General features: G+C 37.8%; 30 protein-coding genes, 1 tRNA gene and 1 pseudogene. 17 read left to right on the forward strand and 15 right to left on the reverse strand.

The window, feature by feature from the left end; all coding sequences use genetic code 11:
- Positions 1-80: 80 nt before the first annotated feature.
- The 7 genes from NSIN_RS08590 to NSIN_RS08620 all read right to left on the reverse strand — a co-directional run bounded on the left by NSIN_RS08590 (position 81) and on the right by NSIN_RS08620 (position 6,174).
- Entirely contained in the window at positions 81-1,313 is a 1,233-nt protein-coding gene (locus NSIN_RS08590) for a cation:proton antiporter domain-containing protein (protein WP_165775296.1), read from the reverse strand.
- Between the two features lie 123 nt (positions 1,314-1,436).
- The gene (locus NSIN_RS08595) at positions 1,437-2,561 is read right to left on the reverse strand and encodes a patatin-like phospholipase family protein (RefSeq protein WP_101010805.1); all 1,125 of its coding nucleotides are present in this window, start codon (positions 2,559-2,561) and stop codon (positions 1,437-1,439) included.
- A gap of 12 nt (positions 2,562-2,573) precedes the next feature.
- Positions 2,574-2,864 (reverse strand): hypothetical protein, encoded by a 291-nt coding sequence (locus NSIN_RS09580; RefSeq protein WP_218192582.1) that lies wholly within the window; start codon positions 2,862-2,864, stop codon positions 2,574-2,576.
- Entirely contained in the window at positions 2,861-3,484 is a 624-nt protein-coding gene (locus tag NSIN_RS08605; protein WP_101010806.1) for a hypothetical protein, read from the reverse strand. The genes NSIN_RS09580 and NSIN_RS08605 overlap by 4 nt, the downstream gene beginning before the upstream one ends.
- The gene (locus NSIN_RS08610; RefSeq protein ID WP_101010807.1) at positions 3,474-3,977 is read right to left on the reverse strand and encodes a 4Fe-4S dicluster domain-containing protein; all 504 of its coding nucleotides are present in this window, start codon (positions 3,975-3,977) and stop codon (positions 3,474-3,476) included. Before NSIN_RS08610 ends, NSIN_RS08605 begins: the two co-directional genes overlap by 11 nt.
- 279 nt (positions 3,978-4,256) lie before the next feature.
- The gene (locus NSIN_RS08615; RefSeq protein ID WP_101010808.1) at positions 4,257-4,523 is read right to left on the reverse strand and encodes a hypothetical protein; all 267 of its coding nucleotides are present in this window, start codon (positions 4,521-4,523) and stop codon (positions 4,257-4,259) included.
- A 280-nt stretch (positions 4,524-4,803) separates the two neighbouring features.
- Positions 4,804-6,174 (reverse strand): NAD(P)/FAD-dependent oxidoreductase, encoded by a 1,371-nt coding sequence (locus NSIN_RS08620; protein ID WP_165775297.1) that lies wholly within the window; start codon positions 6,172-6,174, stop codon positions 4,804-4,806.
- 94 nt (positions 6,175-6,268) lie between these two features.
- Between NSIN_RS08620 and NSIN_RS08625 the strand changes: the two genes are divergently transcribed.
- Genes NSIN_RS08625 through poxB form a run of 4 tightly spaced genes read left to right on the forward strand, consistent with a single transcriptional unit; the run spans position 6,269 to position 9,793 of the window.
- Positions 6,269-7,321, forward strand: a complete 1,053-nt coding sequence (locus NSIN_RS08625; RefSeq protein WP_101010810.1) for an alcohol dehydrogenase — start codon at positions 6,269-6,271, stop codon at positions 7,319-7,321.
- A gap of 9 nt (positions 7,322-7,330) precedes the next feature.
- On the forward strand, positions 7,331-7,762 hold the full coding sequence (locus tag NSIN_RS08630) for a hypothetical protein (protein WP_101010811.1): 432 nt from the start codon (positions 7,331-7,333) through the stop codon (positions 7,760-7,762).
- A 43-nt stretch (positions 7,763-7,805) separates the two neighbouring features.
- On the forward strand, positions 7,806-8,072 hold the full coding sequence (locus NSIN_RS08635; protein WP_101010812.1) for a hypothetical protein: 267 nt from the start codon (positions 7,806-7,808) through the stop codon (positions 8,070-8,072).
- Positions 8,066-9,793, forward strand: a complete 1,728-nt coding sequence (gene poxB / locus NSIN_RS08640; protein ID WP_101010813.1) for a ubiquinone-dependent pyruvate dehydrogenase — start codon at positions 8,066-8,068, stop codon at positions 9,791-9,793. Before NSIN_RS08635 ends, poxB begins: the two co-directional genes overlap by 7 nt.
- 66 nt (positions 9,794-9,859) lie before the next feature.
- On the opposite strand, the gene NSIN_RS08645 is transcribed toward poxB, so the two are convergent.
- Positions 9,860-10,309 carry a universal stress protein gene (locus tag NSIN_RS08645; RefSeq protein ID WP_101010814.1) on the reverse strand — a complete coding sequence of 150 codons (450 nt, stop codon included), beginning with the start codon at positions 10,307-10,309 and terminating at the stop codon, positions 9,860-9,862.
- A 190-nt stretch (positions 10,310-10,499) separates the two neighbouring features.
- On the opposite strand from NSIN_RS08645, the gene NSIN_RS08650 reads away from it, so the two are divergent.
- From NSIN_RS08650 to NSIN_RS08660, 3 genes are all read left to right on the forward strand, one after another.
- The gene (locus NSIN_RS08650) at positions 10,500-11,048 is read left to right on the forward strand and encodes a hypothetical protein (RefSeq protein ID WP_101010815.1); all 549 of its coding nucleotides are present in this window, start codon (positions 10,500-10,502) and stop codon (positions 11,046-11,048) included.
- Positions 11,049-11,172: 124 nt separating this feature from the next.
- Positions 11,173-11,550, forward strand: coding sequence for a hypothetical protein (locus tag NSIN_RS08655; protein ID WP_101010816.1), 378 nt, complete (start codon positions 11,173-11,175; stop codon positions 11,548-11,550).
- Complete coding sequence (locus tag NSIN_RS08660; protein WP_101010817.1) at positions 11,540-11,971, forward strand: universal stress protein; 432 nt, start codon at positions 11,540-11,542, stop codon at positions 11,969-11,971. Before NSIN_RS08655 ends, NSIN_RS08660 begins: the two co-directional genes overlap by 11 nt.
- Before the next feature lie 69 nt (positions 11,972-12,040).
- On the opposite strand, the gene NSIN_RS08665 is transcribed toward NSIN_RS08660, so the two are convergent.
- Both NSIN_RS08665 and NSIN_RS08670 read right to left on the reverse strand, forming a co-directional pair.
- Entirely contained in the window at positions 12,041-12,451 is a 411-nt protein-coding gene (locus NSIN_RS08665; RefSeq protein WP_101010852.1) for a nuclear transport factor 2 family protein, read from the reverse strand.
- A 78-nt stretch (positions 12,452-12,529) separates the two neighbouring features.
- The gene (locus NSIN_RS08670) at positions 12,530-13,759 is read right to left on the reverse strand and encodes an NAD(P)/FAD-dependent oxidoreductase (RefSeq protein WP_165775298.1); all 1,230 of its coding nucleotides are present in this window, start codon (positions 13,757-13,759) and stop codon (positions 12,530-12,532) included.
- A gap of 107 nt (positions 13,760-13,866) precedes the next feature.
- Between NSIN_RS08670 and NSIN_RS08675 the strand changes: the two genes are divergently transcribed.
- Both NSIN_RS08675 and NSIN_RS08680 read left to right on the forward strand, forming a co-directional pair.
- A complete protein-coding gene (locus tag NSIN_RS08675; RefSeq protein WP_101010819.1) occupies positions 13,867-14,280 on the forward strand; it encodes a hypothetical protein in 414 nt (137 codons plus the stop codon).
- 1 nt (position 14,281) lies between these two features.
- Positions 14,282-14,713 (forward strand): universal stress protein, encoded by a 432-nt coding sequence (locus NSIN_RS08680; RefSeq protein WP_101010820.1) that lies wholly within the window; start codon positions 14,282-14,284, stop codon positions 14,711-14,713.
- Positions 14,714-14,849: 136 nt separating this feature from the next.
- On the opposite strand, the gene NSIN_RS08685 is transcribed toward NSIN_RS08680, so the two are convergent.
- Complete coding sequence (locus tag NSIN_RS08685) at positions 14,850-15,170, reverse strand: Rieske (2Fe-2S) protein (RefSeq protein WP_101010821.1); 321 nt, start codon at positions 15,168-15,170, stop codon at positions 14,850-14,852.
- 104 nt (positions 15,171-15,274) lie between these two features.
- Here NSIN_RS08685 and NSIN_RS08690 point away from each other — a divergent pair, with 104 nt between their 5' ends.
- The 7 genes from NSIN_RS08690 (at position 15,275) to NSIN_RS08715 (ending at position 17,669) form a co-directional block, all read left to right on the forward strand.
- Positions 15,275-15,451: a DUF1059 domain-containing protein gene (locus NSIN_RS08690; RefSeq protein ID WP_101010822.1), complete on the forward strand. Its 177-nt coding sequence runs from the start codon at positions 15,275-15,277 to the stop codon at positions 15,449-15,451.
- 28 nt (positions 15,452-15,479) lie between these two features.
- Positions 15,480-15,827, forward strand: coding sequence for a DUF488 domain-containing protein (locus NSIN_RS08695; RefSeq protein ID WP_101010823.1), 348 nt, complete (start codon positions 15,480-15,482; stop codon positions 15,825-15,827).
- Positions 15,828-15,832: 5 nt separating this feature from the next.
- Positions 15,833-16,171, forward strand: a complete 339-nt coding sequence (locus NSIN_RS08700) for a hypothetical protein (protein ID WP_133124135.1) — start codon at positions 15,833-15,835, stop codon at positions 16,169-16,171.
- A 10-nt stretch (positions 16,172-16,181) separates the two neighbouring features.
- Complete coding sequence (locus tag NSIN_RS08705) at positions 16,182-16,697, forward strand: uracil-DNA glycosylase family protein (RefSeq protein WP_101010825.1); 516 nt, start codon at positions 16,182-16,184, stop codon at positions 16,695-16,697.
- Between the two features lie 204 nt (positions 16,698-16,901).
- Positions 16,902-17,117 carry a hypothetical protein gene (locus tag NSIN_RS08710; protein ID WP_101010826.1) on the forward strand — a complete coding sequence of 72 codons (216 nt, stop codon included), beginning with the start codon at positions 16,902-16,904 and terminating at the stop codon, positions 17,115-17,117.
- A gap of 1 nt (position 17,118) precedes the next feature.
- On the forward strand, positions 17,119-17,280 hold the full coding sequence (locus NSIN_RS09560; RefSeq protein WP_165775284.1) for a hypothetical protein: 162 nt from the start codon (positions 17,119-17,121) through the stop codon (positions 17,278-17,280).
- 119 nt (positions 17,281-17,399) lie between these two features.
- Positions 17,400-17,669 carry a hypothetical protein gene (locus tag NSIN_RS08715; RefSeq protein WP_101010827.1) on the forward strand — a complete coding sequence of 90 codons (270 nt, stop codon included), beginning with the start codon at positions 17,400-17,402 and terminating at the stop codon, positions 17,667-17,669.
- A 29-nt stretch (positions 17,670-17,698) separates the two neighbouring features.
- Here NSIN_RS08715 and NSIN_RS08720 read toward each other — a convergent pair whose 3' ends face one another.
- From NSIN_RS08720 to NSIN_RS08730, 3 genes are all read right to left on the reverse strand, one after another.
- Complete coding sequence (locus tag NSIN_RS08720; RefSeq protein WP_101010828.1) at positions 17,699-18,301, reverse strand: MarC family protein; 603 nt, start codon at positions 18,299-18,301, stop codon at positions 17,699-17,701.
- A gap of 69 nt (positions 18,302-18,370) precedes the next feature.
- Positions 18,371-18,445, reverse strand: a tRNA-Arg gene (locus tag NSIN_RS08725).
- A 45-nt stretch (positions 18,446-18,490) separates the two neighbouring features.
- Positions 18,491-19,198, reverse strand: coding sequence for an MIP/aquaporin family protein (locus tag NSIN_RS08730; protein ID WP_101010829.1), 708 nt, complete (start codon positions 19,196-19,198; stop codon positions 18,491-18,493).
- Between the two features lie 86 nt (positions 19,199-19,284).
- Between NSIN_RS08730 and bcp the strand changes: the two genes are divergently transcribed.
- Entirely contained in the window at positions 19,285-19,743 is a 459-nt protein-coding gene (gene bcp, locus NSIN_RS08735; protein ID WP_101010830.1) for a thioredoxin-dependent thiol peroxidase, read from the forward strand.
- On the opposite strand, the pseudogene NSIN_RS09625 reads toward bcp, so the two are convergent.
- A pseudogene (locus NSIN_RS09625) lies at positions 19,733-20,436 on the reverse strand (hypothetical protein); the annotation flags it as partial. The gene bcp and the pseudogene NSIN_RS09625 sit on opposite strands and share 11 nt — an antisense overlap.

The following is a 20,436-nucleotide window of genomic DNA, read 5'->3' on the forward strand; positions in this document are numbered from 1 at the left end:
CATATACACAAGACAAAGATTTATCTTTTTTCTTTTTCAAAGATTTAGAGTTTATTTTTTCTGAGTTATTTATAATGATGTCATTCAAGCGGGTTTTTGTCATCTGTAACTGATGTCCTATTTTTTCTTGCAACTAAGATAGAACCTGTAGTTGTCACAATGTTTGAAAGTATGATCACATATACTGCAATGCTGACAAATGTATTTGCAAGCGGAATGCCATCGTTTAGTGCGGCAATTGATAACGTGGCAGGAACAACTCCTTGTGCACAGATAATAAATATTGCAAGCTGATCCTTGCGTAGCTCCGATTTTATTGTAGATGCCTTTGTAGCAATGAATCTAAAGACAAGCAAGATTCCAATTACAAGCAACCCAAGCATGAGGTTTGATAAAATGGTAGATGGTGTAATCACAAACACAAGACCCAGAAATACAAAAAAGAATGTCTCCATGAGAAATGATATCTCGCCCTGGAACTTGTAAAACTGCTCGTTCATGTCTGCAAGGTCAAATTTTTGGCCAAGGCGGGACAAGATGATCTTGGAGCTGCCCAAAAATAAGCCAAAGATGAGCACTGCCACTAGTCCGCTTCCATGCAAGACCTCGGTTATGGCATATGTTGCAAACAATAGCCCAAGGGACAGGACGTATGTGTACTTGAAATTTCTGACATATTTTAGCACAAACATCCAGACAATGGACAAGCCAATTCCTACTGCAATGCCAATTGAAAAACTGGTCCCAATTGTAATCAGTGGTAATGCCCAGTTGCTTGTGCCAGTCTTGTACAGGCTCACAAAGGCCTCGTAAAACACAATTGAATAAATTGAATTCAAAATTGATTCTAGTGTTAGAAATGTTATTGTGTTCTGGCCAAGCCTGAGCGACCTTGACAACGGAATGACAACAACTGATGCTGTCTCGCCTCCAACCATTGAGCCAAATATCAATGACTGGAGTAGATCCCATTTTAAAATAAAGTGAAGTGAAAAACCAATTAAAAATATGCTTGATACCACATAGATTGTTACCTGGACTACCGTCCTTGGACTTCCCCTGATGACTTCTTTTATCCTCATATCCATACCACTGTAAAATAGGATCATGATGAGCGTAAAGCTTGCAAACAGACCAAGAACTGGAATTAGAGGCTCTCGTGGAAATACATTGAAGACCGGCCCAAGTACAATTCCAACTGAAATCAGAAACAAATAGTACGAGATTCCCGTTTTTTTGAAAAAGATCTCGCCTGCAAATCCCAGAAATATGATTCCTGCTGCTGCGGAAAAAACAATTATCTCGTTTATCACAAAATTTCTAAAAGACGATATGATAAAATTCTGTCGAATGTTGTCGATTTATAGAAATTTTCCAGTTTGTAAATAAAAAATGGAAAAGTTTGATGACAAACATAGCTGAATTCTTTCGAGTCATCAAATCTCTGATAATGCCAGAATTGTATCTCTTTCTCCTTGTTCCATAAGATTCTTTATCGTGGTGATGGAAAAATCAGCATCCTCGAATAGAAAATGCGAGTCTTCCTTGCGTTGGATTCTCACTATTTGATCTATAATTGCACCTCTCTCTTGAGCTATCTCATGGTATTCTTTTTGAATATTTGAAAACTTTGTCCTTGAATTTTCATCTAATGAAGATTTGTCAAGAATCTCGTACATGTTTCTAATAAGGCCAAGCTGTCGATTAATCAGTTTTGACATGTGTAATGTATACAGTATCTTATCTACATGCATGATATCTCTGGCCCTATGCCAAACTTCAATCATATTTCTAGGAAGATCATGCTGTTCATGAGGAAACAGATCTACGAGATAGACCTTCTTGTTGTGTTTCGGAGATGCATCTATCACTTCACGAAGAGGGGTATTGTTCAATAATGTACCATCCCAGAGATACCTACCATTAATTCTAGTCCATGAAATTCCGTAAAACGGATACCCTGCACTGGCAAGAACATGGTCTGCAGTTATGTTATCATACATGCTATCAAATATTGACGGTCTTGCATTTTCTATGTCAGTTGAAGTAACAATCAATCTAGGACTATTTGGTTCTCTTAATTTCTTGAAATCCACATACTTGTTCAAAGTATTCATCAACGGAGTCTTATCGTAAAGATAAGGCCACAAAAATGGAAAAAAATAATCTGCCGATGGCAAAAACCATTTTGGAAAAAAAGCATTAGGATTGCCAAAAACTGCCGAGTACATTGCGGAAAAACGTGATCTCACATTATAAGGCAAATTGGGAGGAGTGACACTATCTGCCAAATCCAGCCAGAAACTTTCTAGGTCTTTTATGGGGTCATTCTTTGCACATGCGATTATTGTTGCGTTAATTGCTCCGATTGAAGTCCCAGCTACAATATCAAATTTTATTTTATGCTTGTGCAGTGACTTGTAAACGCCACATTCGTATGCGCCAAGCGAACCACCACCTTGCAAGATGAGCACCGTTTCACTTGCCTGAACCCCTGTGTGTTTAGATATATTCATTTCAGATTTAGATCTTGGTCGTACCGTGTCTTGAGAATTACTCATACATTTCCCAAGTTAAAAATTATCACTGAAATTCCGCATATGTGCGTCAAGATCATCCTGTGGAAGTGGGTTCGCTATATCGTGTTTGTGTTCGCCCTTGTGCATTCTGCTCTTTATCTTCTTTTTGTGTTCCTCTCGTGAGTGATGCAACCTATCTTTTTCATGTATGAACTCTTTTCCGCACTCGTTACATTTTACTATGTCATGATGATGTGCATGTCTAGTGTGATCAACAAGATCTTCATAACTTTCAAATTCTTCCATGCATTGTTCACATGATGTTTTTTTATGGAACAGTCTCATTTCTTTTTCAACACTCCCACAATGTTCTCAGAATTATTGGTCTGGGTAATCTTCTGTTCCTTCTGATATGTACTGTACGTCCTATTGACAACACTGATCGTTTTTATCAGATTCTTATTTCCTTCAGAAATATGTGATTTTTCTTGAACGTTTATAGTTTCATTACATGTATTACAAAATCTATTCACATTTTCAAGTGTGGATACAATGTTTTCTGACATGGTATAAAAGTGAACTTTCCAGACATCTGTAAAACTAGAATATATTACACTAGCACTCTGTATCATATTTCCAAGAAACCTGTTTCTTAGAAATTGGTACGATGTGAGAAGATAATACCAAGACGGATTGTAGAGGCGCAAATTTTTCTCTATTTCAAGATATTGAGTAGCAATATTATACGAAGATTTTACAAATTCGCCAGATAAATCAAAATAAAGTTTGAATAAATCTTCGGATGCGATATTACATCTTTTTAGATTTTGAGTGTAACTTTCCTTTATTTTCCCAAAGTATAGGTCATCACAAATAGGACAATCTGTGTTACCATCAACAGCGCCAACGTCTGTCCCGCATATATCACAGATATTTTTTCCCACTACTTTACCCTCATTTTGCATATTTTATCGCCATCTCCTCATGGATTTTTTGATTTGATTGATCTACCTTGATGGCTTGTGTAGGACAGACAGAGACACACGCCATACACCAGATACAATCATGTTCTCGAATTGGTTCTGATTTGTCTGTGTAATCTTTACGTCCCTCCTTCTGATGAGATTCACCTGTTCCAACACTGGTAGCGTTTACCATCTGTACCGCAGGAACATCATTTTCCGTCCTATACCACTGATAAACTTGAACTGGACACACCTCAATGCATCCACCATCCGATATGCATGAATCCCAGTCAACTGCGACAAAAGTCCCATGTATTCCCAGAGGAACATATTCCTCTCCCCGTTTTTTATAGGCGTTTTGTATGTTTTCATCAGTTGAAGACTCGGCATCTATTTTTCCGGGGCCCCAAACAAAATGAAAATGTTCACCATCTGCACACTTGTGTTTGCCTATTGGTTTGTGATTTTTTGGAAATTCCAAGTCTATTGGCATGCACACATACCTACATGATGAATAAAAAAGACTTGCAATCAATTGCATGAAAAAAAATGCAACTCAATCATCCACGACATACTCTGCAGAGTACATTATTTGGTTCAGTTTGTGTCTGAATTTTCTTCAGTTGTGCTGTTTACCATCTTTGTCATGGTGTGTGTAACACTTGTACTAATGTCACATTTGGTTACAAATTCCTAATTTCAAGAATAATAAAAAATGAATTATTTGTCAGAATAAAGATCAAATTCTATTTGTAGTTTAATAAAAAAAAGATTACGGGGGCGATGCTGAATCTAGATACTTGCCAGTAGTGTAGTACGAACTGTCAGGTTGGATCTTTACATAATTTTGACAATTGTTTTCAAAACTATAGCAATGACCGCTTGATGACAAAACATGCGTGTCTGCCGCACTTTTCATCGGTTCTGGATTTGCAAACTGACCACCTATCGCCATAATGCTCACGATTGATACAATTGCTACGGTAAGGATCCCAACCGCAGCAAGGTATGTGCTTCTTCGACGAATTTGAGTTAGCATGATCATGTAATCACAAATTAAGTTAAAAGTAGTATGCATATACTGCAATCAATTGCATGAAAAAAAATGCAATTAATTCATCATGCTTTTATGTCAAAATACGTTACTTTAACACGAGGTCTTTAAAACGACAAAACAATCTCATCAAAAGGAGCACATGCACCAGTGGTCTGTCACATCAAATCACTGGCAATGCAACACATGTGGAAAGATATATGGATAAACCAAAAAACTTCCCATCTTTTTTATACAATTGTAACTGTCTCATTTTTTAGTTTTCTTATTTTGATATTACATCCACAGATTTAGAAAGGTAATTTGCTTGACTTTCTGTAAAGGTTTTCAATCGAGTGACATCGGGTTTGAAAAATAGGTCAATGAACCAATCAGTTACTACTCGTAGTTTCTTTTCAGAAGTAGGTAGACGACTGAGATAATAAGTCCTCCAAACCATCCATGCGAACAGACCGTGAGTCTTTATTCCAAACAACATACCTACACCCGTTCTTTGTCCTATTTGGGCCATGATTCCTCTTGACTTATAACTGAAACTGACTTTGCCTCCCCCTCTTATTTCAGATATCAGATTGTGTGCCACAACCTTTGCCTGTTCTACCGCGTTTTGAGCAGTAGGAGGATATGGTCTTCCAGTATGCGAATCCAGTATAGAAGCACAGTCTCCATGTGCATATACTCCATCAAAACCTTTGATCTTAAGGTACTCATCAACTACGATTCGTCCGCCTCTGTCATGTTCACATTGTAATTCTTTAACAATTTTTTCAGGAGTAACACCGCCAGCCCATACTAGGGTGTAGGTCTCTATACTAGTACCATCCTTTAGTTTCGCAATGGATGCACTTGCCGAACTAACAGGGTTGTTTAGAATTATCTCTATTCCAGAGTTTTTCAGTTTTTGTGTAGCAAATTTTGAAAGGTCATCACTTACCTCAGGCAGTACTTTGTCCATGGCATCAACAAGAACCACTCGTATGTCTCGGATGTCAAGGTCATGGTAAAAGTCTCGAATTGCATCCCTGACCAACATGTTCAGTTCGCCTACCGTCTCTACGCCTGCAAATCCCCCTCCGACAACAACAAATGTCATCAGGCTCTTTCTTAGATCTTCGTCTTGTTCTATACTGGCTTGCTCTAATGTGTCAATTACATGGTTACGTAGAACAATTGCATCTCCGAGGCTTTTCATTGTATAAGAGTATTTTTTGACATCTTCCATACCAAAGAAATTAGTCTCTCCGCCAAGAGCGATTACTAGATAGTCATAATCCAAGATGTGATCATGCCAATTTGCCGACTCATTTTTGGTACCTATTTTATTTGACATAGTAACCTGCCTTTTTTGAAAATTGATAGATCTGATTGTTGCCTCGTAAAATCTTGCTCTTTTGCAAAATGCTCTTACTGGTGTTACGATGTGTCTAGTTTCTATGTTGCCAGAAACCACCTCTGGTAACATAGGAGTGAAGAGAAAAAAATTATCCTTGCTTACCATGCTGATATCTATTGTGAAATCATTTTCAAATTTGTTTTCTAATCTTCTTAAAACCTCGATTCCCGCAAATCCTCCTCCTAAGATGAGTATTCTTTTTCTGTCATTTACCTCAATATCGGCCTTCTCGCTTTTTTCCACATGTGCAATACTGAGATATATCATATAATATCATGCAAGAATATTCATGCAACTGATTGCTGAGCATTATATAATATGATAGCCAATCTATAATGTGAAAGCTGCAAGAATTGTCAGAGTAAAGGAACCATTAGAGATACAAACACTTGAGACTCCAAAACCAAGAGGCTCACAAGTTTTGATTAAAGTTCAATCAGCAGGTGTCTGCCACAGTGATATTCATCTTTGGGAAGGTGGATATGATGGACCTGCAGGCTCATTCATGAAAACAACTGACAGGGGTGTAAAATATCCATTAACTCCAGGCCACGAAGTTGCCGGAGTGATAGAAAGCATGGGTGAAGAGGTAGAAGGATTCACCAAAAATGAGAAGGTTCTGGTTTTTCCATGGATAGGAGAAGGTCTCTGCCCTGCCTGTAGAATAGGAGAAGAGAACCTTTGCGACAAGCCCAGATCTATAGGAGTATATCATGACGGAGGTTATGCTGAATATTTGCTGGTTCCAAGTTACAAGTATCTTATAAAACTCGGTGACATGGATACTGACACTAGTGCAACGCTATCATGTGCTGCACTTACTGCCTACGGAGCGGTAAAAAATACACATCTAAGACCGGCAGATAATGTCATTATTGTTGGAGCCGGAGGTCTGGGCTTGATGGCAATTCAGCTTGCAAAGGCAGTAACTGGTGCAAGAATAATTTCAATGGATATTGATGATGAAAAACTAAAAGTCGCAAAACAAAATGGTGCAGATTTTACAATAAATTCCAGAAACCAAGATGTGACAAAATCCATAATGGAGCTGACAGACAACCTCGGAGTTGATGCCATCATAGATTTTGTCAATGCCAGCAAAACTGTCGAAACCGATATGCAAATACTTCGACGAAGAGCACGAATCGTACTTGTAGGGCTCTTTGGTGGTGCACTGCAATTAAACCTCGTTACAATGCCAACCAGAGCGTACAAAATAATTGGATCATATACAGGCTCATTGACTGATATGATTGAGTTGGTCTCTCTTGCCAAACGAAGAATCATCAAGCCAGTGGTTTCAAATAAATTCAATCTTGACCAGGCAACTGAAGCATTGACAATGCTAAAGGAAGGTAAAATCGTGGGTCGAGGAATAATCAATCCTTGATTGGATCATATGGATTATTTAGAACTCGTTATAGTCGGCATCCTTACATCCATACTAGTCATTTCTTTATGGCAGTTCTCAACAGTAAAAAAAGAAATACGCATTCAAACTCAACAGCAGACATATGCAAAGATAGTTGAGGCACGACTCAACCTTGAAAAAACCGAGACATTTACCAAAATGGCAAAAGAAAGCAGGGTGTTTGCAGACCGTTTTTCCACAGTAGATAATCCTGACGAGTATTACATGGCAGTGGCATTTCTTGATTTATTTGAATTTCTGCATCTCATGAACAAAACAAAGACGATAGAACCTGGGCTATGGTTGCGATGGCAAGAACTAATAAAAACAATGATGACCATACCCAAGTTCAAAAAAGTGTGGGAAAAAACAAAAGAAGTACACATGAAGGACTTTGTGGATTTTATTGATTCTCCATAATTGTAATGTCAAACGGGCCACCCATGTTCTTAAGCTAAATGATATGCATGCAACAGTTCCATTACATCATTCTCAAATTGGCAAAGGAATGCTAGAAGAAATTATTGCAGAGTTCGGAATAAACATAAATGAATTCAAAAAAGATTTGAATTCCAGAATATTGCAATTACAAATTGATCAGAAAGGATGTGTCAAACAGGTAATGATGGAATCTTTTAGGTCATACCACATAATCCCAAAGACTCACATTAAAAATGTCTACCAGTATGTCATGGATGATTCCAAACGGAAGGTTGTCAAGTCATGGTAAAGAAAGTTGCCGACATCGTGGTCGAGTCATTAATTGCCGCCGGAGTCAAGAGAATATATGGAATATCGGGAGATTCGCTAAACGGTATAACGGATTCCATACGAAGACGCAACAAGGAAATTTCTTGGGTGCATGTTCGGCATGAGGAAACAGCAGGGTTTGCAGCTGGTGCAGAAGCTCACCTCACGGGAAATCTAGCTGCCTGCGCTGGAAGTTGTGGACCTGGGAACATGCACCTTGTCAATGGACTGTATGACTGTCATCGCAGCAGAGTGCCAATTCTTGCAATTGCTGCACACATACCAAGCCGAGAAATCGGAAGCGCATATTTTCAAGAGACACATCCAGAACTTTTGTTCAAGGAGTGCAGTCACTACTGCGAGCTTGTTTCACACGCGGATCAAATACCGCGTGTTCTTGATATCGCGATGAGAACCGCCATATCTCTTCGTGGCGTATCGGTCATTGTTATTCCAGGTGATGTTGCATTACAAGATGCAGTATCAAACAGACCCATCATTCCTTTGGAACAACCAAAGGCAGTTGTCTGTCCAGCTAAAGAAGACATAATGAAACTTGCTAAAGTTCTCAATTCATCACAGAAAGTGACCATTCTTGGTGGTGCAGGTTGTGCAGGGGCACACTCAGAACTAATTGAGATTGCAGGCTTACTTCAGGCTCCGATAGTGCATGCAATGCGCGGGAAAGAGTTCATAGAATATGATAATCCGTATGACGTCGGAATGACGGGGCTGCTTGGATTTTCTTCTGGATATTATGCCATGATGGACTCGGATCTGTTGTTTATGTTAGGTACTGACTTTCCATATCAGCAATTCTATCCATCACATGCCACCATAATTCAAGTAGACATTAGAGGTGAGCAAATAGCCCGACGGACAAAGGTCGATCTGGGACTGGTTGGAGACGTACGCCAGACGCTGATTGCATTGAAACCCATGCTTAATCAGAAAAATGACCAAGGACATTTGAGAACATCACTAGATCACTACAAGAAAACTCGGAGGGAACTTGATTCTAGTGCAACAGGCAAGACTGGACAAATTCTGATTCATCCGCAGTATGTTGCAAAGATAATTAATGAACTTGCTGCAGATGATACAATCTTTACATGTGATGTTGGTACTCCCACTATCTGGGCGGCTCGCTACCTGCAGATGAACGGCAAGAGGAGATTGTTAGGATCTTTTTCACATGGTTCCATGGCAAATGCACTGCCTCAAGCAATAGGCGCCCAACAAGTATTTCCAGGCCGTCAAGTTATTTCTCTTTCAGGCGATGGCGGGCTTTCAATGCTTATGGGCGACTTGATTTCATTAAAACAGTTGAATCTACCTGTTAAGATTGTCGTGTTTAATAACGGAGCATTAAGTTTTGTAGAACTTGAGATGAAGGCAGCTGGAATACTCACATATGGTACTGATCTTGTGAAAACGGATTTTTCAAAGGTGGCAGAAGCTGTTGGAATACTGGGACTGCGCACCGAAAAACCAGAACAGATCAGGTCAACATTGATCCAAGCTTTGCGGCACAATGGTCCTGCTCTTGTAGATGTAGCAGTGAATCGCCAAGAATTGTTGATGCCGCCAAGCATCAACCTTGATGTGATAAAGGGTTTTACACTGTATATGATAAAAGCTGTGCTCAATGGACGTGGCGACGAAGTCATTGATTTGGCAAAGACAAATCTATTTAGATAATCATAGTTCTTCAAAGACAAAAAAATGGTTTATGAGATCCGCTGCTATTTCGTGGTGTTACCACAATTATGATTTTATTACCATGACTGGGATTGGAGAATGAATTACTACATCATTTGCAACACTACCGAGTAAAAGTCTCTTAAATCCAGTTTTTCCAGTAGTACCCATTATAATTAGATCAGCATTTTCATTTTCAGCATATTGTACTATTGCAGCTGGAACGGAGTATAGTTCCTCAGCTGTTTCAGTCTTTACTTCCACTCCATTTTCGGTGGCATTTTTTTTAATTTTGTTAAACCATTCTGCAGCCTCATCTTTAGCTTTTTTTAGAAATTCATCAAACCAGGCTTGTTTAGTGTAGGTAAAAGTAGATGCAGGGGTATAAAGAATATTAATAACAACAAGTTTTGCGTTGTCTTTTTTTGCCATGGTGATACCATAATCTGCGGCCTTTAGTGATATTTCAGAGCCATCTATTGCAACTAATATCTTTGAGAAAGTTCCTACGTTCATGAACTATCAGTACACATAACCTGTTAAAGTATCTATCCAAGAATTGCAGATTTGAGAAAAACGTTTTTAAAAAAATTAAATGATATTCTTCAAAGTGTAAATATGATTTTGTATCAGGACAGTTAAAAAATCCGTTATCCATGCACAAGTTTTCCAAACTATTAATAAGTTATCAAGCATAATGTATTAGATGGTTGTACCAAAACAGACCGAGTCTGTTTCACTTCGTCTTGACAAAAATACCTGGAACAGACTTAAAGTTGTAGCTAATAAACAGAAATTGAGTCCTAATGCTCTTGTAAGCCAGATATTGGATTCTCATCTTGAATGGGAGCTAACTGCAGCTGCTGCAGGATGGGTTGTCATGCCTAAACCATTTCTCATAGAATTATTCAAGATTGTAGATGGTGACACAATTGAAAAAATAATAACAAAATTATCTTCACGCATGGCAAAAGATATCTCCCTATACATGCGAGGAAAACACGATCTCAACTCTTGGATATCTTTGATACGAGCTAGATGTATTAGATCTGCATTTAATCTGACAGAATACGAAGATGAAACAAAACATGAACTCATAATGCAACATGATATGGGCGAAAATGGGTCATTATACTTTAAGACATATTTTCAAAATATTTTTCATGATCTTGGAGTAAAGACAGAATTTGATTACACTGACAATACATTGGTCATAAAAATAGAAAAGGGTAAGACATCATCATGGCATAAATGAGGCTGAAATTATCTTAAGCACAATAAATTGGATGCAATAAAATTAATGCACATTACTGCAAGCCTTTTTCTAGTTTCCTTGAGACTACACGATATGTTACAAAAAAACAATATGGTGAAAAATCATGCTTAGATCTTTGTTCGACCTAGGAGTTGATCAGATTATCATGATAAATGAAAACGGAAGAGCCGAAGAAATATTATCAAGAAGCACTGTAAACTTGTCTAGTCAAAAACAAGAAATTCTTCACATGAGTTTTAGGTTACACCATTCTTTGCTTCAGGATTTTGATGAGGAATATGGAAAGGTAGACTACTTAGTGGTCGAGAGAGAAAATGTCAAACTACTTTCAGTACCATTCTATTCATACAAACTACTCTCCATGATGAAAAAAGGTATAGATCACATGCGAATTATTAAAAAAATTCAACACATAGTGAATCTGAAATACGAATATCCACCTAAAAGTATTCTTTGTGAGGCCATAGTAAATGTCAAGTAAAAATATTAAAAAAATACTGGTTCCCCTAGATGGTTCTAAATTTTCCATGGAGGGCTTACATGAAGCTATCCTATTTGCAAAACAATTTGATGCAAAGATCACTGGTTTGTGTGTTATTCCACTAACACCTCCTGTTACCATGCCAGGATTACAAACACCCTTCAAATCATACATGACTGACGGAGCAGCAAAGTTCATGGCAGAAGCAACAAAGATAGCATCTCTCAATGGAGTAAACTTTCAAGGCAAACTGATCTATGGAGAAGCTTCCACAGAAATAGCAAAATTTGCCAATGATAAAAAATTTGATCTTGTTGTCATAGGTTCGAGAGGAAGAAGCGAACTAAAAGAACTGTTTCTCGGAAGCATATCAAATGCAGTTGTTCACAGATCCCAAGTACCCGTATTAGTGATAAAGTAGCATATCAGATGATCTGAATTTTCTAAAAATATGATAGGACTCAAATCCATAGCAACTAGGCAATACTTTTCATTTAATGCGACGTTCTGACTCGTCAATTGGATAATCATTGGCACTCATGTCCCTTGTCTGCATCAAGCCATCTTCATTAAATTCCCAGTGTTCGTTACCGTGTGTTCTCATCCACCGACCAGTATCCGCATCTTTCCATTCGTATTCAAATCTAACAGATATTTTATTTCCTGAAAATGCCCACAATTCTTTCATTAACTTGTAATTTAGCTCCTTTGACCATTTTCTTTTCAAAAATTGCTTTATTGCATCATGTCCACTGAAAAACTCTGTCCTGTTTCTCCATTTGGAATCCACAGAATATCCCTTTACTACCACCTCAGGATCTCGCGTATTCCAGGCATCTTGAGCTGCTTTGACTTTGGCACGTGCTGTTTCTTCAGTAAAGGGAGGTTTGATTACAGTCATTTTATTTTTTACACCAGTCTTCAATCTTAACAGCATATTGCATCATGGCTGCAAATCCCTTTTGATTTAAAAATTTGCTCAAGTTTTAATTGCCTCTATTTTTTGTTCATCTTTTGTCAGTATTCCAGTATCATAGAGTTTCTTGCGAGAATGGATTAGTTGTTTAATGTATTCCACATTTTCTTTTCTAGTTACCATCATGACTGCATTTACCACACCATCCTCAAGATAAAATTTGGTAAAGTTACCGTTTCCTGTAGGACTTCCTTTTGTTACTACATTGTCATATTTGCTCAAGTCTCCATATGCCTCTATTCTTACGTCAAACATGAACGAAAAGAAATATGGTAACTCTTCGAATTGTTTGGATTTGCCAGTCATGTTCTCGCCAGCTAACTTGCCTTGTTTTACAGCCAGATCATAGTGTTCTAATCTCATCTGCTTTTCAAAGACAGGACTGTAGAATCTGGCCACATCGCTTGCCGCATAGATGTTTTGGTCTGATGTCTGCAAGTATTGATTCACCACTATGCCATTATCTACCTCAAGACCTGCATCCTTGGCTAGTTCTGTATTGGGTATTATTCCAATGCCAATGACTATAAAGTCAGCCGGAATGATTTGACCTGACTGCAGTTTTATTCCAGAAACCTTTCCTTCCTTTCCTACTATCTCTGTCGGAGTGGTGTTTTTCATTATCTTTACTCCCTTTTTTGTAAAGTAATCATCAAGCCATCTTGCAGTATCTTGATCAAACACTCTACCCAGTATTTTTGGTCCAACTTCAATAATTGTTGAAGAGATGTTTTTCTTTGTAAAAGAAGAAGCCAATTCACACCCGATAAAACCCCCTCCTATTATCACGGCACTTTTTGATTCTTGCATTGTCTGTAGAATTGCATCTGCATCATCGATTGTTCTGAGATAAAAAACTCCTTTCAAGTCAGACCCAGGAATAGAAAGTCGTCTTGCCCGGCCTCCAGTGGCAAGCAAAAGTTTTTTGTAACTAATCTGTGAACCATCGTCAATATCTATAACATGATTTTTTGGATCAAGGTTGGTAGCTTTGCGACCTACAAGTAATTCTATTTTTTGATCTGTATAGAAATTTGATTTTTTAACATACAGTACATCACTTTTCATTTTTCCCAGAAGATAATTCTTTGAGAGAGGTACACGATCATATGGAAGATGATTTTCATCAGTTATCAATAATATGCTCCCATTTTGATCATTCTCACGTATTGCTTGAGATGCATGACTACCAGCCAAGCCTCCTCCAATTATGACATAATCAAAATTTTTCATCCATAATGATACGAGTTCAAATCTACATAAGCATGTGGTGGCAACTGCATTAAAATTCATGCAGTACAGTGCAAGCCCTTTTCTACTTGATTCAATAATTATCCAATATGTTACAATTAGAAAGAAACATTGCCACCTTAATTCGACCCATCGTAAAAGATGGAGTCAGTTGTGTTGGATTAATTAACAAAAATGGCAGACTAGATGAAATGGTATGCAAGGATGATCTTCCACTTTCCAAAGATAAGAAAGAGATGTTTTACATGTCCATTAGATTCCTAACTTCCATGCAGAGTGATTTTGATGCAGAGCTACAACCAGTGTATTATAACATAACTGAAAGAGGAGACCTAAAAATTGTTACCATTCCCATTGGAGATAGAATAGTATTTTCATTAATGGATAAAACAGAAAACCACATCCAAGTTGTAGAAAACCTCCATAACATATTCAACAACCTAGAGATGTTTTCCCATCCTTCATGGCTACCAGTAATTGCCAAATCCATAGAGTGTCAATAACATGGTCATCAAAAATATCAAAAAGATTCTAGTACCTTTGGACGGCTCAAAGAATTCGTTTAAAGGACTTGATGAGGCAATATACCTAGCTCGACACTTTAATTCTTCCATAACTGCACTATGTGTAATCCCATCATATCCACCCTTACCATTAATGGGTAAACAAATCCCTTATGAAAAACATATCCTAGAACAAGTGAAAAAATTTATGGCAAATGCAAAAAAGACATGTGTAAACAACAAAGTAAGATTCAATGAAAAGATAATCAAGGGGATTGCTACGTTAGACATTTCTGAATTTGCATTTGACAATAAATTTGATTTGATAGTAATAGGTTCTAGGGGAATGAACCCTGTCAAAGAGCTATTTCTAGGAAGCGTATCAAATTCGGTAGCACATAAATCCAAGATACCGGTTTTGATTGTCAAATAGCGCTAAATCGCATACTGCTATCAAGGCAGGTATCACTCCCAATTATCGAGCAATTTCAAACAATAATTACAGACGGGAAATCCATTGTCATCATCGCATTCTGTCTTGCATCGTTTACAAATTTTCTTTAATTTTCCTATTTGATTGATTTTCGAATCCATATGTCATCCTGGTCTATTTTTATTTCATATGTGGAGACTGGTGATTCTGCAGGTGGAGACTTTACTTCTCCAGTTCTTACATCAAATCTGGCACCGTGCCATGGGCACTCTACCTCATACTCACTTAATGTCCCCTCAGCAAGAGGTCCTCCTTCATGTGTACAAACATTGTTTAGTGCATAGAATTTCCCTCCAACATTTACAATACATACGGTATCATTTTCAAATTCCACAGTCTTCATTTGGCCTAGTGGTACCTCACTAACTTTCAAAGTTTTCTTAAAGTCCTGAGTCATGGGATCATGTTGTAGTGATAACTAAAAAAGATAGTGCGTTACATGCATGAATTTTAATGCAGTTAAAGCATGTTTGCTAAATATTAGAAAAGTCATGATTAGTCATGAACAAAGTTTTCAAATGTGCTGACATGGGCTTTGAGTGTAAATGGATTGCAATCGCAAAGACCGAAAACGAACTCATGGTATTGATAAAAGATCATGCAGCTAAATGTCATGATTTAAAAAATATAACCAAAGAAATTGCAACCAAAGTCAAGTCTGTAATCAGAGATCAATGAATATGATTTATGGAGACAAGTGATTACAATGATCAAGATAAAACGAGTTTATGAAGAATATTCATCAGAGGATGGTTTTAGGATTTTAATCGACAGATTATGGCCAAGAGGAGTTTCAAAATCCAACGCACATGTGGACTTGTGGTTTAAGGAAATAGCACCAACAGAACAACTAAGAAAATGGTTTTCCCATGATCCAAAAAAATGGGAATCCTTCAAGAAAAAATACATCAAAGAATTAAGGGAGAATAAACCATCATTAGATAAAATCAAGAGTCTCAAAAAAGAACACAAAATTATAACATTGGTTTTCGCTGCAAAGGATGAACAGCACAACAATGCTGTTGTCTTGATGGGAATTTTACGCACGTTGTGATGATCATGTCAGGCAAAAATTCACAAATGCAGAGAAAAGAGAACACGCTTCCAAAATCTAACTTGTCAAGAATGATTACAGACGAGTCTAAGATCATCTCTGATGAAATAGAATTACTAGTATCGAAAAGAAAAGAGATAGAAAAAAACTTTGAACAGTTGCACAAAAACCTTTTGATGGATAAAAAAACTAATGTAATAGATTCATCAAACTGGGAAGACTGGAAGGTATTGAGCATTGAATATGATGAAATAAAACAAATAATTAATGAAATCGATGAAAAATGTTCACTGCTAAAACAGATTCAAACCAGCCAAAAGAAGAAACACAAGATCATAGATTGAGACTGGTAATTTGATAAGATACAAGATATCAAAAAATATGAGAGTCCTCTTTGTTGGAATAAACCCACATCCTGGTTCTTTTAGTCGTGGCGTACCATTCTCAAATAACAAAATGTTCTGGTATCTTTTGAGCAGGTCAGGAGCGATTAAAGAAAGTGTCAATCAATTACGAGACGACAAAGAACTAAGGCACGTATACAATACAAGATTCAACCAGGTGTACAGATTTGGCTTTTTGAATCTAGTAAACAGACCTACCCGTGTTGTGTCAGAACTACAAAGGGGAGAAGAAAATAATGGAAAAAGAAAAATCCTGAAGACAATCAGAGAGTATAGACCTGCAACAGTTTGTTTTGTTGGAAAAGTAACTTATGAAAAGTTTTCACATGCTAAGAAATTTAGATTTGGATGGCAATGCGATATTTATGCTTCAAAATCATTTGTAATGCATTTTCCGTTACGTGGAAAGGCAATTGTAAGGATAAAGGATCTCAAGTGCATTATGAAACAATTCAAGACTCACTAATTGATTTAAAGCCAGTCTAGCATCTTTTTACCTAATCTTACAAGTTCAGACCATGATTTCGCTATTTTTGAGAAATTAATGAGAGTAGTATTGTGTAAAAATCTATTGGATTAAACTTTTTTGAAGTGAGGAACTAAACTAACTCCCGATTACAAAGAATAGATCATTGATCTACCTTAAGTGTGATAGTTACGTACGATATCGATGACAAACATATCACAAAATGAAAATCACTACAAAGCTGCAAACCAAGTGATAAAAAAACTTGAATTCTTGTCACATATTGATAGATATATCAGTAATGCACACAATCGAGGAAACAAGCAAGCAGAGACGACATTGCGTATACTCAAGGCTGTTCAGCAAAGGCACACAGATTTGATGAAAGACTTTCTTATTGCAGAGGCAAGTGCAAGTTAGAATGCTCAAGAAATTTTTGAAAGCCATGTGGAAATCAAAGCATGATGAGTCAAAAGAAAAACGTCAAACAGAACAGGAAGAAATGAAAGAAGAGACTCATGAGTTGGAGCAAGTAGTGCAAGATGAGCAAGAAGAGACTAGAGAAATGGAAGATCAAGAATGATTATTCTCCCATAACATCGCAGATCTGCTTTATTGTAAGTATTGATTTTTTCATCCGAAATTGAAGTAAAAATATCAAGTGCGGCATATCTATAATACTTTGAATCTATTACATATCATATGCCAACTTTATCTGAAATCCTAGAGGTAAGAAAAGGCAAACATGGAATAGTTGAGATAACAGCAGTACAACTACCAACAAGTTTAGACGGAAAATCTGAAGAGGTAGATCTAGTTGCAAGACATGGAAAGTTAAATCAACCGTATGAAGTAATTATAAATTCTAAAACAAAGGAAAAGAAATTTCTTCAAGAACCTGAAATTAATGGGGAACGTTGTTTTTTTGTTGATGATGACAAAGGTGGTAACTGGCTAGCCATGTTTCTTTAAGCATTTTTGACTTAGATTAAGAATCTGCATTAATTCAATGAAAATATCTGTTTGATGCCATCGATGACAAACTGTACTGCAAAAGCTGCTATAATTATTGCAAATATTCTTGTAACAATCATGGAACCTCTTTTTCCCAAGAATCGGTAAATTGGTTCAACTGATCGTAAAATTGCATACGTAATACCTGATACTATAATTATTGACAATCCTGTCACTAGAGGACCATAGGTTTCAAATGACAGCATTACAGTTGTCAGGGCGCCAGGTCCGGCAAGTAGTGGAAAGGCAAGCGGTACAATTCCTGATTCATCTTGTAAATTCTGACTTCCAAATTTCCATTCTCCATGTGTGAGCAACTCCATTGAAACCAAGAAAAGCAGAACACCACCTGCAATCATAAAACTGTATATGGAAATACTGAGGGTTGAAAGAAGTGTGGTACCAACAAATGCAAAAATAAAAAGTAAGATTGCTACGGTGATTATTGTGAGATTTGAAATTGATTTCTTTTGTTTTGTTTCCATCTTGCCTGTAAGTGCAATAATTACAGGAACACATGCAATTGGATCAATTACCACAAATAGTGTTATGATGGCCTTTGGAAGTCCAACTAAGATATCAGGAATCATAATCTATTGTGTGTAGTTTTGCACCATTTATTTGAGATGTTTGGAACCCTAAAAAGGACATTATTGTAGCGGGCCCGGGGGGACTCGAACCCACGACCTGCCGCTCCGCAAGCGGCCGCACTATCCAAGCTGTGCTACGGGTCCACAAATAAAACTCAGAACAGACCTGTTATAATATATTTCAAAAGCTTAGGAAACTTCTTTTTCGGCTTTTTTCACAAAGACATAGTTCATTACAAGTCCTGCAATTATTGCACCGACAATAGGTCCAGCCCAGTACATCCAGTGATAGTCCCAGTAACCGGAGATTATTGCAGGTCCCAAAGTTCTTGCAGGATTCATACTTGCTCCTGTAAGTGGTACACCTACCAAGTGAAGCAAAAATATCATTCCACCAATTGCAAGACCATACATTCCTGCTGGCGCCTTTTTGTGCACGGCAGTCATGAATATGACAGTAACCAAGAAGAACGTGAAAATTGCTTCAAGTGTAAATCCAGAGACTACGCTGTTGTTGATGATAGCACTTGGTCCTCCCTGGGTTCCAAAGTGTACCTTATCTCCAAGTTGTGGCAAGATTGCCTTCAACGTTGATGCCGCAACAATTGCACCAATTATCTGAGATATGATATATCCAATTCCATCCTTGATGTTGATTCTTCTTGTCACAAGCATGGATATTGTAACAGCTGGATTGATGTGGCACCCAGATACATGACCAAATGTATAGACCATCAAGCCTATTGCAGCACCATGTGCTAGTGCTATAACTACAAGTGAAGGAATAGTAAGAATAGAACCAAAATATGCAACTGACAGGATTATAGACAATGGCCCAAAGAAGACAAGGGCGTATGTGCCTATTGCTTCTGCAAGCCATGCACGAGTGTTAACCATTACTCACTTTGACCTCAGAATATACAATATAAAACATTCGAAACAAACAGGCAAAAAATAATAGGGAATGACATTCAATGACTCATATGTTATCAGAAGGAGATGCAGTTCCAGATTTTGAGTTAAAAAACTCTGAAGGCAAGATTGTGAAAAAATCAGATCTAAAAGGAAAAAAGTATGTAGTCTATTTTTATCCAAAGGACTTTACTCCAGGATGCACCACAGAAGCTGCCGAGTTTGCACAAGACTATAAAAAATTCAAGTCAGAAGGAATTGAGATAATCGGCATAAGTCCAGATGATGAGGAATCTCACAAAAAATTTGGTGAAAAAATGAAGGTCCCATTCATCCTACTTGCAGATACAGAAAAAGATGTAGCAAAAAAGTTTGGAGTATGGGGCAAGAAACAATTCATGGGTCGTGAATACATGGGCGTAAACAGAACTACCTTTTTGATAAATGAAAAAGGAAAAATCCTAAAGGTTTTTGAAAAAGTAAAACCAGCAGGTCACGCACAAGAAGTGCTAGATGCCTTTAAGGCTTGAATCCTGCTGGAAGTGTAGTTCTGAAAGTAGATTTTGGTTTAGGTGGCTCTGCAGCTGGCGGTGGAGCAGTTGTTGTACTGGTACTAGATGAAGCACCTGTAAACTGCTTGTCTGCTGGATGATATGATAATCTCTTTCTTGTTGCAAAATACTTGTTACCAGTGTAACCTGTTGAGCTAATCTTTGCATATGCAGGAGCTACTTCACCTACCATTGGTTCTGCTGCACTAGGTGTTGGTTCTGGTGCTGCTTCTGGTTTTGGAGCTGGTTTCATTCCTGCTGGAAGTGTACCGTGAGTTGGACCTGATGCTGCTGGTCGTTGTTGTGGTTTTGGTTCTGGCTTTGGCTCTGGTTTTGGTTCAGATGATTTGAATCCTGCTGGAAGTGTACCGTGAGTTGGACCTGATGCTGCTGGTCGTTGTTGTGGTTTTGGTTCTGGCTTTGGCTCTTCAGAAACATATGTCTCTGCTACATCAGAACCTTTTGCTTTCCACATCGATTTCTTTTCTTGTGGTTGCATTCCTGCTGGAAGTGTACCGTGAGTTGGACCTGATGCTGCTGGTCGTTGTTGTGGTTTTGGTTCTGGCTTTGGCTCTGCAGCTGGCGGTGGAGCAGTTGTTGTACTGGTACTAGATGAAGCACCTGTAAACCGCTTGTCTGCCGGATGATATGATAATCTATTTCTTGTTGCTA

This window comes from Candidatus Nitrosotalea sinensis, assembly GCF_900143675.1.
Classification (GTDB): Archaea; Thermoproteota; Nitrososphaeria; order Nitrososphaerales; family Nitrosopumilaceae; genus Nitrosotalea; species Nitrosotalea sinensis.